The sequence below is a fragment of the Carnobacterium mobile DSM 4848 genome (assembly GCF_000744825.1).
Classification (GTDB): Bacteria; Bacillota; Bacilli; order Lactobacillales; family Carnobacteriaceae; genus Carnobacterium_A; species Carnobacterium_A mobile.
Genome location: NZ_JQMR01000001.1, coordinates 2454748 through 2470664, shown reverse-complemented (window position 1 = coordinate 2470664; position 15917 = coordinate 2454748). Strand labels below are relative to the sequence as shown.

Here is a 15917-nt window from a genome sequence, read left to right as displayed (position 1 = left end):
TAAAACGTTTACAGTTAGTATGTTAATATATTAAGTTGCGCTTGTCAAACTTTTTTTAAAAGAAAAATAAATTGGCACATTTAAACGATATCAGTTAATATATTAACAGGAGCTATTCAGAAAGGAGACCATAATGAAAATTCCAAAATACCAACAAATTAAAAATGATTTACTCAAAAAAATCGAAGTAGGCGAATTTGAACATGGCGATCGCTTTTATAGCGAAGCGGAATTAGTGAAGCTGTACAGTGTAAGTTCTATTACTGTTATCAGAGCCATACAGGAATTAGCCAACGAAGGATACTTAGTGCGGTATCAGGGAAAAGGAACGTATGTCTCTCGCTCGCGCAAAAGAACTTTAGTTGAATTCTCAGATATTGAAGTTTTTGCAGGTAAAACAGAAACTGTAGAAGTTTTAAGCATGGAAGAAGAAAATGAACCTGATATGCGGAAAGAGTTAAGATTACTAAAAAATGAGAGCTACTATAAAATCACACGTGTGCGAAAAGTAGACGAAGACCCTTTTCTAGTGCATTTTTCCTATATTCCCAGTCAATTCATTAAAAAAGACATCCCTAATTTAGCCTACTATGATTCTATTTATAACCGTTTTAAAAGTGATTTTAATATTCGGATGTATGATCAAGCCTCAAAAGAAACCAATGAAATTCTCTTTCCAACTGAAAAAGATATTGCAGATATTTTGCTAATGAAAAAAAACGAGCCTATTGTACGTCAAGACAAGAAAACTATTTTACAAGACGGAACCGTGGCTGAAGTCGTTGTCAGCTATAAAAAGTGGAATTACTATAAAATTGAATTATCCACTTTTAATGATCAACAATAGTTGAATGTTATTATTTAGGAGGGAAATTATGGTAAGAATTGCCATTGATATGGATGAAGTAATAGCAGATTTCTACTATAAAGATCTGCAGATGTACAATGATCTCTATGAATCGAATCTCCAGTTAAGTGACTTAAATGACCAATACGTTAGTGAGATTTATCCCGAAACAGATAAAATCATGAAATTTATTCGAAATACAAAAGGCTTCTTTAAAGACCTTCCTGTTATTGAGGACGCGCAAGAGGTGATAAAAGAATTAATGCTAACTCATGAAGTCTTTATCACTTCAGCAGCAATGGACTTTCCCAATAGTTTTGATGATAAATTTTATTGGCTGCAAGATAAGTTTCCTTTTATCGAAAAGAAAAACATTGTTTTTTGTGGTAATAAAAGTATTATCAAAGCTGATTATTTAATAGATGATCACATCCACCATTTTGACGGTTTTGCTGGAACGGGTTTATTGTTCACTGCACATCACAATAAACAGATTGATTTTCCTTATCGTATGAATAATTGGCAAGATGTTAGAGAATTTTTTAATCAACTGGCTGAGTAAAGAGATTCAATACAAGCATGGCTAAATAAAAATAAAATACTGGTAATTCATTATTAATCCGATGAATTACCAGTATTTATATGATAAGAAAAAGAATATATCCTTTGAAGAAAAGCTCTTCTTGTTTTACTTTTAATTTTCACGAGCTATTTCAGCAATATTTTTTTGTGCAACTTCTTCTAATGCAATCGTAAATTGTAATGAAAAATCTTCGAACTTGCAACGGTATTTGTCTAATTGATCTTGTCCACAGGAGTTGCTCCCTAACCCATTTTGACAAGTATCAATATTTAAGATCACATAATCACGTTTTTTCAAGTCAATCGTATGTTTAGCCTTTTCAAGATCAATCGCTTCATATCTGGACACGCTGTAATCAAATGTGTTCTCTGTTTTAACTAACAATGCATTAGTTTCTTTTGTTAAACCGACCCAATCGCATTCCATATGATTGCCGTTTTCTTGAGGTTTTACATAATTCACAAATAAATCGTCTACTGAACTTGAGAATACTCCTTGATAAGCTGCTTGACGAGAATCGCTGTAGTTTTCTAAAGGACCAAGTCCTCTCCAAGAAACGCTATCAAAGTCTTTAGCTATTTGAAGGGAAACCCCTAATCGAGGAAGCATTGGCGGAGCAAGCAACTTGCGGCCAGACACGATTCCATCAATAGAGAAACTGATTTGGCCAGATGAATCTACTACATACTTATAGTCAAGATCATAATACCATGCGCTGTTTGTCGTTCCGTAGTAGGCACTAACTCGCATTTCAAATGTATGTTCTTTTGTTTCACATTGAACGTCGCGAACAGATTCATGAGGCAAGTGCATAAAGTATTTATTTTTATAATCTTCTAAAAGGTACATATCGTTATCAATAGGAGCTCTCCAAAAGTTCATTTCCGGACCTTTTTCAATAACTTTTTCTTTGTTGTAGTAGGCCTCAAGCAGTTTTCCTTTAACTTTATCGAAACGGAAACTGAAATGGTCTCCTTCTACTGTCACAAAGGCTTGTTCCTCACTTACTTTCATTTCACTAGTATTTGTTTTATTTGTTTCTGCTAAGCGATTTTCTTTATGCCAAACAAACACACTTCTCGTTACTTCAAATCCCTTTTGTGCCCAAGCTGCTGTATTTTTTAATTGATAAACAAACCGAACAGTGTAGAGAGCACCTGGTTTAAAGTCAACTTCTGGATAGCGGATTCTTATAGTAGATGATTTTCTTGCTAACGTTTGAGGTATTGTTTCATCCTGTTCTTCGATCAGGCGATCATCTTCATAAAACTGACATATCAATTGGTAATCAGCTAAGGTATTAAAATCTTGTCTATTTGTAAGCAGGTAAAATCCTGATGCGCTGTCAATAACGTTCGTTTCAATCGGTTCAATTACTTTTTTGTATTCAATCAGACTAGTAGAGGGTGTCCGATCGGGCATCAACATTCCATCGATGCAGAAGTTGCCGTTATTTGGATCATCTCCAAAATCACCACCATACTGGTAATAAACTTCTCCTTCTTCAGAAACCGTTTCAATCCCATGATCGAACCATTCCCATATAAACCCTCCTTGAATATGATCGTGTTGGTAAAAAAGATCTTGGTATTCTTTTAAGTTTCCTGGACCATTCCCCATAGCATGTCCGTATTCACACAGAATATGCGGTTTTTTCGTATGTGTAATGACTTTATCCATTGTCAGTTTGTCATCTTCTCTTTCTAACCACGTATACATAGTTGAGTATACATCGCTGACCTCCACTTCGAAATCCCCTTCATAATGAACGAGTCTCGTTGGATCTGTCTTCTTAGCATATTCAGCCATTTTTCTGAAGTTGTATCCGAAAGATGATTCATTTCCAAGTGACCACATAATAATAGAAGGATGATTTTTATCTCGTTGAATCGTTCGTTTGATACGGTTGACATGGGCTTCTTCCCATTCAGGGTTATCAGAAAGCCATTTATAATCTTCTGTCAACTCGAAACCATGGCATTCTAAGTCGGTTTCATCAATAACATACATTCCGTATTCGTCACATAAATCATAAAAATAAGGAGAGTTAGGGTAATGAGCGGTCCGAATCGCATTGATGTTGTGCTGCTTCATCAAAACAATATCTTTTTCAATACTTTCTTTAGTCGTGACTCTTCCTGTTGTCGGACTATAATCATGGCGATTTACTCCCTTTAATTTAATAGCTACACCATTGACTAGGAAACAGTTTCCTTGTACTTCAATTTGTCTGAACCCGACTTTTTGATTGATGACCTCAACAACTTTCCCATCTTTTTTAACGGTCATTAACAGGCGATAAAGATAAGGAGACTCAGCAGACCATTTGTGCGGTTCTGAGATAGTTTTAACCAAGCTTTCTCTGCCACTTGTTTCTTCTTCAACTATTTTATTTCCATCTTGATCTAATAATTCATAGACAATTTGCTGATCTGTTAGTTCTGTAAAGACGGGGTTAACAATCAGCGTGGCTGAAGTAAAGGTTTTGTTCAAAAGAGTTTGAACCGTGAAATCATATACCCCTTCCTTTGGCCGAGTAAACAAATCTACATCGCGGAATATCCCGCTCAACCACCACATATCTTGATCTTCTAAATACGTTCCATCTGACCATTGAAATACTCTTACCGTTAACGTATTTATTCCAGTTGTTAATAGATCTGATAAATCAAATTCACTTTGGATTCTTGCACCTTTACTGTAACCGACAAATTGATCATTTAGATAGACCTCAAAAGCAGAATCCACTCCTTGGAAACGCAAGATATATTGTTGATCTTCTTGAATAGTATCCAAATTGAAAGTTCTTCTGTAGATTCCTGTAGGGTTTTCAGTCGGAACAAACGGTGGGATAATTGGAAAATTGTACCACAAATCAGAGTAGTGCATGTCGCCGTATCCTTGTCTTTGCCAGTTTCCCGGCACTTCGATTTTATCCCACTTATCTGTACTGCAAGATGTTTTGTAAAAGTTTTCTGGACTATATTCTGGAGCTTCTAAGAATAAAAAGTCCCATTTGCCATTTAAACTTTCAAAAAACAATGTAGTTTGTTCACTTTTTTCAGCTTCCATACGATTAGCATAACTTCTAAAGTTTGCTCTCGGATCCATTCTATTGATACTGTCTACCTTATTATTTTCCCATCTTTTTAGTTTTCTCAACCAATCCACCGCCTAATTTTTTTCGTATTTCATATAACAAATATAAGCAAATCCTACAAAAATAATGACCCCAAGTGCATTGTAAATCAATGTGAACAATGGGTTTGCTGTTCCTTCTGCTACAAATCCAGTTTTAAAGTAGGTTATCAATGCAGCTGGAGAAGGAAGAATAGATACTACAAAAGCGAACATAAAGAAGACTAACAGCATGATGCCAATTGTAATACCTGTTTTTTGGTTTCCCATTTTAAATGAACGTGGTAAGTTTTCTTTTTTTACACGCATCATAATGTACGCCCATAGTAGAAAGAGAACTGGAATCAGTGATGTAGCTGCTGTCATATTGATCAAGGTTTTAAGGAATGTATCAATCGAGCCCACGCCCAATGCTGGAATGATCATTAGGGCTGTGACAATAATAGCTTGCAGTAAAAGTGCATTTGTCGGGTTTCCTTCATTATTTGTTTTTGATACCCATTTGCCGAAAATCCCTTCTGGAATTTCAGAAAATAAAATTTTGACCGGAGCTGCTGTCCAAAGAACCAAGGAACCGACTGAACTGAGCAGCATAATTAACCCAACGACTCGAGTAACACCTGTAGTGATTCCAAAGTGAGCTCCCAAAATGGCAAAAGCATCAAATAACGCATTAGAATAATTTCCTTGCAATGTTTCGCTCGGTAATATCATCCCAACTGCTACCGCGCCTAAAGCGTAAATCACTCCGATGGATAGTGCTGCTACAACAATGGTCTTCATAAAGGATTTATTTCCGCCTTTAATATCTTTAACGTATACACCAACTGCTTCAGCACCACCGACTGCTTGCAGGATCCACGCTAAAGTTGTCAAATAATTCCAGTTCATATTCGAAGATACCGTAGCATTTGTAAAGTGTTGTGCCGGTTTCTCACCTAAGATAAATACAACTGCTAAAGCTAAAATAATAAATCCGATTCCCATAAGCAAACGAGCAACTCCAGATAAATCGGTTACTTTAGAAATCCAAGATACTCCTTTAATTGATACATAAGTGGCTAACCAAAAAAGAGCGATAGATAAAAATGAAATAATAACGGTTGCATTACTTCCGCCAAAGATGTTGTACCCTAAGAAAGTATAAGAGGCATAAATCAGAGTTTGCGGTAATAGTGAAGTAAAGAAAAATAAATTAACAAAGAAATAGGACCACGAACCTAAGAATGCCCATTTTTCTCCCAGGGATGTACGGATCCAACTGTACACTCCAGATTCTGAGTCTGTATTCGCTGAAGCAAATTCGCCAATCATTAGAGTAAAAGGGAAAAAGTAGAAAATTGTTGCAAATAGAAATGTTGGAACTGCCGCTAGTCCAATACTAGCACTTGCATTAATAATGGTTCCAAAAGAAAATACTGCTGTGAATGTCATAAGCAGAAAAGAAATAGGTTTCATTTTTCCACGTGTTTCTGGCATGAAAAGGCCTCCTTATAAGTGTTGCCGATTTTTTGGTAATCGTACTTCTTTTTTTACATCAGCGCTGATGTTTGATTACGCTTTCATATTAACGGTTTTTTTGTTATTATGGAATTAATGAATGTTGCTTATGTTTGACATTATGTTGTTTTTAGGAGGATTGATGTGTTCAACTCTGTAGGAACGTTTTTAACAGATAAAAAATTAAATGAAGAATTTTATATTTATGAATGCGGGTATGAGGATGTGAGGCCTAGAGAGCCTTATCAATATGAACCGATTGATTATTATTTGATCCACTTTATTTTAAAAGGTGAAGGTCAAGTGTTTATCAATGATAAACACTTTACTTTAAAAGAAAATCAAGGATTTATCATACCGCCGAATACCAAAAACAATTATTACCCTATACCGGATAATCCTTGGAGTTATCGCTGGATTGGATTTAAAGGTTCAGCTTGTCAACAGATATTCCAAGAGTGCGGTTTGCTTCATTCTACACTTGAAGGAAGTGAAATAAATTACACATACGAGTTCATTGATTCCTATCAACTGAATCAGTACTTTAAAAATGTTTTTGAATTTTCAGAACAAAATAAACCTTATTCAGCTTTAGGCGAAGCTTACCATATCGTTAATTTGCTATCTTCTCAGTATCACGAGGAACTAGTCCATAATTTAAGCGAAGCTGAAAAGTATGTCAAAGAAGCCATTAATTTGATTCATCAGCGGTATCTTGAACCAGATTTTAATGTTGAACAGTTAGCAGAAGTTGTTCAAATTGAACGGACTTATTTATTTCGATTGTTTAAAAAATATCAGCAAATCAGTCCAAAAACTTATTTGATTGAATACCGCTTAAATAAGTCGGCTGAATTACTTAGAAAAACCAGTCATTCAATCGAAGACATCGCTTATTTGGTCGGCTTTAATCATTCTTCTCATTTCTCAAGGCAATTTGCTCATTACAGAGGAATGTCCCCTTCTGCCTATCGAGCTCAATTCTATTCCAAATAAGAGTGGGGGAACAGACTACTAGTCGGTTAAACCTATTTGCTTTTTTTATATGTAATAATCCTGTCCTGAGAAATGTTTTTTACGCTTTACAGAAAATAACTATCATAAAAAAAGAGTGTTGAGATAAAAATAATCTCAACACTTTTTTTTCGATTTCACAACCTAGGACGTTGGTAAGTCATAAAACGGAGTTTCTTTTAATTCAAACTAATTTAGAAACACATCTCAGAAATTTTTTGGGGAATAGGGAGTTGCTTGTAGCCATGAAAAGGATACGGAAAAAAGATGAAATATCCTCGAGGTTTTTTGGCCTCTTGTGGTATTTCCCAGAAGGTCACTACATTTCTCTCTCTTAAATCTCTGTACGAATGATACATTCAACAGAGACTAAGTAATTTTCTGTCATGCCTGTTCAGCGTTCTCCGCATCCTTGTTAGTTGAGCTGCGTGACCCAGGCACTTGGCAATTTAGATGATTTTCAGCAATGCGCAGGATGCTCTTGCTTTGAAAATCCCTAAAATTGCTGTGTGCCTATCAGGGTCACTCCGCATCCTGTTAGTTGAGCTGCGTGCCGCAGTTTCTCGTCAAAATAGATAATCTTTCTGGAAATGAAACATTTCCGTCAAGATTCCTAATTTTGAATCGCAACTCCCTTGCGGCACTTCGCATCCTTGTTTAGTTGAGCTGCGTGCCGCAGTTTCTCGTCAAAATAGATAATCTTTCTGGAAATGAAACATTTCCGTCAAGATTCCTAATTTTGAATCGAAACTCCCTTGCGGCACTTCGCATCCTTGTTTAATCTACTGATTTTAGGGCTTCGATCATGTCGACATTTTTTAGTTTGATGTGCATCGCGATCATGACGATCCCAGAAAACAGCAAGGTTAGAAGTCCTGAATAAAGGAAACTTAATGGACGGATATTCGGACTGAACATCAGTATATCCATTTCAGCTGTATTCAAAACAAAACCGTGCAGTACTGTTCCTAATAACGAACCGACTACGATTCCCATTAAAGTTAAAATGATGTTTTCTCGATAAATGTATAACGTCACTTCTTTATCAAAAAAGCCTAAGACTTTAATGGTAGACAGTTCTCTGATCCGTTCTGATACATTGATGTTGGTCAAGTTGTACAGTACGACAAAAGCCAGCAACCCTGCTGAAACGATCAGCACCAACGTTACAATGCCTAAACTACCCATTGTATCGTTGATTGTTCCACTTACGTCTCGTACAAAGCTGATTGCTGCGACACTCGGCATAGCTGTCAACTCTCTGCCGATTTTGTCTTCCCATTGTTTTCCTTCTTGGTATTTCAGCAATTGTGTATTATATACCGGTTCTTGACCAGCTGCTTTTTTATAGTAATCCTTTGTCATATAAGCATAATGGCCTGCGTAGTTTTCTGCAATGTGAGAAACTTTAACGTCGACTTCATTATTGTCATCGTCTTTCATTGACAATGTGTCTCCGACTTTCAAGTCAAACAATTTAGCTAACTTCTCGGTGATGACCGCACCATTATCCGACAATGAATAGGTTTCTCCTGAGCGCCGATCATTTAAAAATACATAATCGTCTAGCTGTTTAGTAGTTTCTGGTACAAAAACCGTTACATCTTGTTTGTTCGCACCTTTTTTAGAAGCGGTATACGGTTCTTGCAGCACGTTTAAATGACTTTGTATTTCAGGTTGTAATTGAATAAAGTCTTGATAGTCTTTCTTTTCTTCTTTCGTTGCATCAGTGTTATAAGCAACTAGTCCATCATACTTCATCACTTTCCCATACTGCAGACTTGGAATATCTGCAATTGAATCGGATACGCCATAACCTGTTAAAATTAAAGCAGTACAACCCGCTATTCCTAGAACGGTCATCAACATCCGTTGTTTATAGCGGAATAAATTTCGAGCCGTTACTTTTTGAATGAATCCCATACGATTCCAAACAAACGGCAGACGTTCTAGTAAAATCCGTTGGCCGATTTTTGGTGCTTTTGGCCGCATCAGTGTTGCCGCATTGCTCTTCAACGCCACTCTTACAGCTGCATAAGCCGAAGCGACTGTACAAAGAATCGATATCGCAAATGAAATCAACCCATAGCTGATATAGTAGGTGATACGAATACTTGGCAGATTATACAATGACCCATAGGCGTTGAAAATCACGCTTGGGAACACTTGATAACCAATCAATAATCCAACGATCGTACCGATCACACTAGCTAATGAAGCATACAGCATAAACTTGATGGAGATGTCTCCATTCGTGTAACCTAGTGCTTTTAATGTTCCTATTTGCAACCGCTGTTCATCAACCATTCGAGTCATGGTCGTCAAACAAACCAACGCAGCGATGAGGAAGAAAAATACTGGGAAGACTTGTGCAATCGCCGATATACGATCCGCATTATCGCTATATTCTGCATAGCCGGGATTGACACTGCGGTCAAAAACAAAATATTCTGGTTTAGCAAGCTCGGCTAATTCCTTCTTAGCATCTGCCAAATCGGCTTCTCCGTCTGAAATTTTCTTTTCTGCATCTTTTTTCTGTGTTTCAAATTCTGCTGCAGCTTTTTCATAATCGGCTTGACCTGTTTCAAGCTTTTCTTTGGCATCGGCTAGTTCAGCTTTTCCCTTAGCCTGCTCTTGATCCAACGTAGCTTGTCCTTCAGCTAATTGAGCTTCACCCTTAGCCAATTCTGTTTCTGCTGATTGAATTGCTTGTTGCCCTTCGTTGATTTTCTGCTGGTTTGCTGCGATTTCATTTTCTCCAGCGGTCAGTTTTTCTTGAGCAGCAGCTTTTTGTGCGGCAAAAGTTTCTTTAGCCTGATTCAATTTGCTTTGAGCCGCTTCTAATTCAGCTTGTTTTTGATTCAGTTCTGGTTCGCCGGCTTGAACAGCATTCGATTGTTTATCTAACTCTGCTTGTCCTTGGTTCAAAGCGGCTTGACCGTTTTCAATTTCTTTTTCAGCAGCTGGGATAGCTTGTTGCAACTGCGCGATAGTTTGCTTTAACTCAGCTAAAGCAGCTTCATCTGTTCCCGCTTCAACTGCTTGGGCCAATTCAGCTTGTGCAGCTTGAAGCGCTGCTTTCATGTCGTTCACTTGTTGTTGGCCTGCTTTGAGTTCTTGCGTTTGTTGATCTAATTGAGCCTGTCCTTGCTGGATCGCTTGTTTGCCTTGTTCGATTTCTATTTTCGCTGCTTTAATTGCTTGGACGCCTTCGTCGATTTGCTGTTGATTGGCAGCTAGTTCATTTTCTCCAGCTGCCAAGTCGGCTTCAGCTGCAGCTTTTTGTTCGTTAAACGATTGTTTGGCTTGGTTTAATTCTGTCTGACCTGCCTCAAGTTCAGCCCGTTTTGAAGCCAGTTCTTTTTTTCCTTCAGCTAGTTTTTGGCTATTGGCATCCAGCTCAGCTTGTGCTTTGCTGATTTCGCTTTCTAGTTTTCCAAGGCCTTCTTGGTAATCTGCTCGGCCGTCATCCAGCTCTTTCTTCGCATCATCCAATTGTGATTGTCCATCGGCTAGTTTTTCTTTAGCCTCATCGATTTCTTTTTGCCCTTTGTCAATTTCTTCTTTTGCTTCTTTTTTAATGGTATCTAATCGTTCTTTCGGCAAATCTTTTGTCAGTTGTTCAATGTCCGTTTGGTGCTTATCTACTTTACCTTCATATAAGTTTGAATAAGCTTCCAGTGAAGAAGTGTCTGAAAATGTCAAATACGCTTCTGTATAATACTCCATATCAAAATCAGCTTTAGGGATAACTGCAAATCCGTCTAATGAACCTGTTCCCACCGTACTGTTTCCCCGAGCGCTATGTTCAATGTATTGCGGACTGTTTACAAAGCCGACGACTTTATACGTATCTTCAACTAAGCTGTCTTTTATCGGATCATCTGGATCGTCTGTTGTTAAAACGATTGAATCGTCTAGTTTGTATTCGGAATCATATTTTGCTGTAGCATCTAACGCTATCTCACCTGATTTTTCGGGAAGCCTGCCGGATACAACAACATATTGATTGACACTGTTTTCAGCCTTTTCTGGATAACTTAAGACTTTTGTCACTAATCCGCTATCTTTCAAAATAACATCTTTGCTGTAGGCGGCTTGAACAGAAACTCCTTCAACTGTTTTTAGTAAGTCAATATCCGATTGTTCCAGTCCATAAGTCGAGACAACTTTCAAATCCATTAAATTTGTATCTCGATAATACTGATCTGTCGTATCGATCATATCCGGTCCAGTTGCCTTGATACCGGCAAAAAAAGCGACTCCTAATGTAATAATAGCAAAGATAGAAAGAAACCGTGCTTTGGATTGCCACAGTTCTTTAACAATATCTTTCCATAAAGCTTTCTTTTTCATCTTATCTCCCCCTTACCATTCGATATCCGCTACTGATGAAGGATGAGAGTTCACAGTTGTTTTACGTACTTTTGCATTATTGATTTCAATGATTCGATCAGCCATAGGCGCAATGGCTTGGTTATGAGTGATCACGATAACGGTTGTGCCTGTATTGATGCACGTGTCTTGCAGCAGCTTCAAGATCTGCTTGCCTGTTTCGTAATCCAAAGCGCCTGTTGGTTCGTCACACAATAACAATTTAGGCTGCTTAGCTAATGCCCGAGCAATAGCTACACGCTGTTGTTCTCCACCAGACAACTGAGCTGGAAAGTTATTTAGTCGGCTGCCTAATCCCACTTCTTTCAATACTTGTTCTGCATCTAATGCATTTTTAGATATTTCTGCTGCTAATTCTACATTTTCTTTAGCGGTTAAATTGGGAACTAAGTTGTAAAACTGAAAAACAAATCCGACATCGTCACGACGGTACTTGGTCAGTTCTTTTTTATTAAATGTTGCAATGTTGATGTCGTCTACTTTTACTTGACCTTCATCGGCCGTATCCATTCCGCCCAAAATATTCAAAACAGTAGATTTTCCTGCACCACTGGGCCCAACGATTACAGCAAATTCGCCTCTTTCGATTTCAAAAGAGATTCCGTCATTGGCAGCAATGGTCGTATCTCCCATCTGATACCGTTTATACTCATCAATAATTTCTACAAAAGCCATTTCTATCCCTACATTTCTGTCTGCAATTTTAATCAATAAAAATAAGTATAACACATAAATAAGTCGTAAAAATCACCTCTGCGATTTTTACGACTTATTTAATCTTTTAGCTTTTCGCTAGCAGATTACTTTATTAGCAGTCTGTTATTTTCATCTCGTTTAAAAAGTATCCGTACTTTTTATTGCTTGTTAATCATACCCAATGAAATCACCGGTTTTAGCATCGATGTGCACATCATTGTCTGTGTCGCTGCCTTCTACATCGATTTCATAGTAGACTTTCCCGTTTTTACTATCAATTTCCCACTCTTTAGCATATCCGCTGCCGACTTCATCCAGTGCCGCTTTCATTGCTTCTTGCGGAGAAACCAATCCATTCAAGTCTAATACATCGTCGTCTTCAACATCATCTTTGTCATCTGTGTCTTTTTTAACGATTTCTCCAGTCATTGCATCTACTTTTACTTCTACTTCATTGGTATCGTTATACCCTTTGACTTCGTATACATAGCTGTTTGAGTCATTGTCGATAGCGACAGAGGTAATTTTAGCACCTGAATAAGTGTCATTAAATTTATTAACGGCTTCTTCCATACTCACGTCAAAGTTTTTATTCTCTATTCCTTTGGATGAGCTGTCGTTCATATCGCTATTGGCAGAACTAGACTCTGCTGAACTTGAACTCATTGCTGAAGAACTAGATTCCATCATACTCGAACTCTCCATTTGATCGCTCGACATCACCATTTCTGAAGAAGATTCCACTGGCGTATTGGCATCATTGTTTTGATTGTCATTGCTGCACGCCATCAATAATAAGGAAGATGCCAAAGTAACTGTTCCGATCAAGGCCTTTTTATTCATCGTTTTTCTCATTTTTATCCTTCTCCTTTTCTATCTATGATTCGTTTATTTTTTAACGACAACTGGAATGTTGAGGTATTGCTTTTTCTCTTTGCTGTACCTTAAGTATAGAGGATAACCTTCTTTAATTAAAAGTAAAAGGACTTAACTATTGGTTATCTTGTTAAAAACAAAAAAGGTTCTTGATTTTTTAGCGTTTGTAAGAAAATTTCCTCCGGACTACGGGGTTGCTTGTGAAAAGCCATGGGACCTTTTTGAGCCGAAGAACGTGTCTCAAAACTTACAAGTTCAAACTTAGCGTAGCGGCTAAAGCCTAACGCTAAGTAATTCTCCTTGTATCCTTTTCCATGGCTACAAGCAATTCCCTATTCCTCCAAAAATTTCTGAATATGCTTCTAAATCGTTTTGAATTAAATGAAACTCAGTTTCGTTACTTACAAACGTCAAAAATTGTACAACCCAAAAAAGCAGCTCAAACTTTTTTGTCTGAGCTGCTCTTTTTGGTCGTGCGTTTAGTATATTTAATTATTTAAGCGGCTGTTCTTGTACCCGTAAAAGACATAAACTAAAAGTCCGATAACCAGCCAAACAGCAAACATCAACCATACAGAAGCTGACAACTGAATCATCAAGTAAAGACAAACGATGATGGAAACGATTGGAAAAAGCGGCACCCAAGGTACTTTGAATTCACCTGGTTTCGGTTTTCCATAGTCTTTTCGCAATTGAAGGATACCGGCAGCAATAATAACAAATACCATCAGCGTAACGATATTTGTTAGCGCGGCTAGTTGATTTAACGGAATCACACCTGCCAAGACAGCAGACACGATGCCCACTACGATCGTAGCTTTATGCGGTGTTTTAGTTTTTTCATTGATTTCACTTAATGTTATCGGCAATAGTCCGTCACGACTGATGGTATACACTAATCTAGCCAAGCCGTACGTCATGGAAATCAAAACTGTCAATAACGTCAAAATCGCTCCGATTGAAATCATGCCGGCGATCATATCATGGCCAATAAAGCGCATTGCAAATGCAACGGGATCTTTTACATTCAAATGCGTATAAGGCACGAGTCCTGTCAAGACTAATGTCACGCCGATATATAAGACTGTAGCGATTCCCAATGACCCGATGATTCCTCGAGGAACGTCTTTTTGAGGGTTTTTTACTTCTTCAGCAGCCGTACTGACTGCATCAAACCCTAAAAAGGCAAAAAAGACGATTGCAGATCCTGCTGCGATTCCTTTTAGACCAAATGGAGCAAAGGGGGTCCAGTTGACTGGTTTAACATAAAACATGCCGACTAAAATAAACAATGCAATCAGACTAAACTTGACGATCACCATCACATTATTCAACCGCAGCGCTTTTTTTGCTCCTTGAACCACAATAAACGTGACAATCAATGTGATCACAATTGCGATCACATCTACATAAGTGCCATTGGCCGGGTCATAAGATGCACGCAGAGCTTGCGGGAAATGAATGCCCATTCCGTCTAAAAATCCATGGACATAACCTGACCAGCCCGATGCTACTGAAGCATTTGCCAATAAATATTCGCAAATCAACAACCAGCCGACCAGCCAACCGAAAAGTTCGCCGAAAATAGTATAGATATAGGAATATGCTCCTCCGCCTACTGGTACTCGTGAAGCAAACTCTGCATAGCACAAAGCCGATAAGGCACAAGAGAAAGCTGCAATGACAAAAGAGACGATCAGCGCTGGTCCAGCAGTTGCAGCAGCGGCGGTCCCGGTGATTACAAATATTCCGGTTCCAACAATGGCTCCCAGTCCTAATAATATCAAATCAAACGTTTTTAATTCTTTCTTTAAAGTGATCTTTTCATGTAATGCCGTATTCATCGGTTTTTTGCGAAAAAGTTCCATCAGCTAACCTACCTATCTTTTAGATCATTCGTTTTTTGATCGTGCCGTTGTATTCATTAGGCTGTTAAGCTTTTAGATATCCCAAAACAATACCGCCGACTATCACTAACAGACAGCCCCAAATCACATATTTGATTTCTCGTTTTGTTTTTGTTTCTCCTAACAACCAAATACCGCCTAGTGTTGAAATGATGATTCCCATTTGCGATAATGAAAAGCTGACAGCTAATCCTATTTTTTTCATTGCGAGAAGCATAAAGATATTTCCGATTCCCCAAATAAGTCCTGTCAAAATGTTCCGAACCGTGTATTTGCTTCGTATATTTTCTTTCCAAGAGAACAACAAAGCTCCAGCTAACATTCCAGCCGATTGCGGTAAAATCACCGCTAAAGCACTGACGCCGGATGCATTGACTGTAATCGTATAAAGAGCATAGCCTAGAGTGGATAAGGCCAAAGCTTTTGTCCATGCTTTTTTAGATGAATCCGAGCTGCTGTTTGTTTCTTTCGTGTCGCTGATCGTGGTAAAGCGTACACCGATAATCAACAAAACTAAAGCAATCGTGCCTAAAATAATGTCTCGCGCACTCGTCCATTCGTGAAACAGCAATACTCCTGCTAATGTATTTGCAATCAACTGCAATCCGGTAGAAATCGGCAAAGTACTGGATACACCTACCAATTTCATCGATTTAAATTGTTGGTTTTGTCCCAAAGTCCAAAAGAAGCCGGATACTAATCCAACGATCAATAATTTTGCATCAAGAGCCGGCTGGTAAACGAAGTAGACACCTACTGCAAAAACCATTGCTCCAATTGTCATTCCTAATGTTTGCTGATGAGCGGTTCCACCCAATTTTCCACTTACCAGACCGATGCTTCCCCATGCAATCGCTGGAATTAACGCTATTAATATTCCCATGATTTCCTCCTACTCATTCTCTATTTTACAATAGGTCTATCATAACAGGCCTGCACACCGAACTACAAGATGTAACTG

General features: G+C 38.0%; 10 protein-coding genes. 3 read left to right on the top strand and 7 right to left on the bottom strand.

The features are described 5' to 3' along the window. The first annotated feature begins 133 nt into the window (after nt 1-133). Entirely contained in the window at nt 134-847 is a 714-nt protein-coding gene (locus BR87_RS11650; protein ID WP_035032442.1) for a GntR family transcriptional regulator, read from the top strand. 28 nt (nt 848-875) lie between these two features. Beyond that, nucleotides 876-1409: a 5' nucleotidase, NT5C type gene (locus tag BR87_RS11645; RefSeq protein WP_035032439.1), complete on the top strand. Its 534-nt coding sequence runs from the start codon at nt 876-878 to the stop codon at nt 1407-1409. 132 nt (nt 1410-1541) lie between these two features. Here the strand turns inward: BR87_RS11645 and ebgA are convergent, their stop codons facing one another. Together ebgA and BR87_RS11635 are read right to left on the bottom strand one after the other, a co-directional pair. Continuing rightward, entirely contained in the window at nt 1542-4592 is a 3051-nt protein-coding gene (gene ebgA / locus BR87_RS11640) for a beta-galactosidase subunit alpha (protein WP_035032436.1), read from the bottom strand. A gap of 12 nt (nt 4593-4604) precedes the next feature. Next, entirely contained in the window at nt 4605-6047 is a 1443-nt protein-coding gene (locus tag BR87_RS11635) for an amino acid permease (protein ID WP_035032433.1), read from the bottom strand. A gap of 165 nt (nt 6048-6212) precedes the next feature. On the opposite strand from BR87_RS11635, the gene BR87_RS11630 reads away from it, so the two are divergent. Then, on the top strand, nt 6213-7064 hold the full coding sequence (locus BR87_RS11630; protein WP_035032430.1) for an AraC family transcriptional regulator: 852 nt from the start codon (nt 6213-6215) through the stop codon (nt 7062-7064). Between the two features lie 795 nt (nt 7065-7859). On the opposite strand, the gene BR87_RS11625 is transcribed toward BR87_RS11630, so the two are convergent. From BR87_RS11625 to BR87_RS11605, 5 genes are all read right to left on the bottom strand, one after another. Further along, complete coding sequence (locus BR87_RS11625; RefSeq protein ID WP_035032427.1) at nt 7860-11438, bottom strand: FtsX-like permease family protein; 3579 nt, start codon at nt 11436-11438, stop codon at nt 7860-7862. A 12-nt stretch (nt 11439-11450) separates the two neighbouring features. Then, nucleotides 11451-12152, bottom strand: coding sequence for an ABC transporter ATP-binding protein (locus BR87_RS11620; protein ID WP_035033248.1), 702 nt, complete (start codon nt 12150-12152; stop codon nt 11451-11453). A 189-nt stretch (nt 12153-12341) separates the two neighbouring features. Continuing rightward, nucleotides 12342-13028, bottom strand: a complete 687-nt coding sequence (locus BR87_RS12715; RefSeq protein WP_051929865.1) for a PepSY domain-containing protein — start codon at nt 13026-13028, stop codon at nt 12342-12344. 509 nt (nt 13029-13537) lie between these two features. Next, nucleotides 13538-14917 (bottom strand): amino acid permease, encoded by a 1380-nt coding sequence (locus BR87_RS11610; protein ID WP_035032424.1) that lies wholly within the window; start codon nt 14915-14917, stop codon nt 13538-13540. A 64-nt stretch (nt 14918-14981) separates the two neighbouring features. Further along, nucleotides 14982-15839, bottom strand: coding sequence for a GRP family sugar transporter (locus BR87_RS11605; protein WP_035032421.1), 858 nt, complete (start codon nt 15837-15839; stop codon nt 14982-14984). Between the last annotated feature and the right edge of the window lie 78 nt (nt 15840-15917).

Excerpts from the sequence above, each read along its gene's own strand:
- BR87_RS11605 (WP_035032421.1), bottom strand. The coding sequence starts at position 15,839 with ATGGGAATATTAATAGCGTTAATTCCAGCGATTGCATGGGGAAGCATC.
- BR87_RS12715 (WP_051929865.1), bottom strand. The coding sequence starts at position 13,028 with ATGAGAAAAACGATGAATAAAAAGGCCTTGATCGGAACAGTTACTTTG.
- BR87_RS11635 (WP_035032433.1), bottom strand. The coding sequence starts at position 6,047 with ATGCCAGAAACACGTGGAAAAATGAAACCTATTTCTTTTCTGCTTATG.
- BR87_RS11625 (WP_035032427.1), bottom strand. The coding sequence starts at position 11,438 with ATGAAAAAGAAAGCTTTATGGAAAGATATTGTTAAAGAACTGTGGCAA.
- BR87_RS11650 (WP_035032442.1), top strand. The coding sequence starts at position 134 with ATGAAAATTCCAAAATACCAACAAATTAAAAATGATTTACTCAAAAAA.
- BR87_RS11645 (WP_035032439.1), top strand. The coding sequence starts at position 876 with ATGGTAAGAATTGCCATTGATATGGATGAAGTAATAGCAGATTTCTAC.
- BR87_RS11620 (WP_035033248.1), bottom strand. The coding sequence starts at position 12,152 with ATGGCTTTTGTAGAAATTATTGATGAGTATAAACGGTATCAGATGGGA.
- BR87_RS11610 (WP_035032424.1), bottom strand. The coding sequence starts at position 14,917 with ATGGAACTTTTTCGCAAAAAACCGATGAATACGGCATTACATGAAAAG.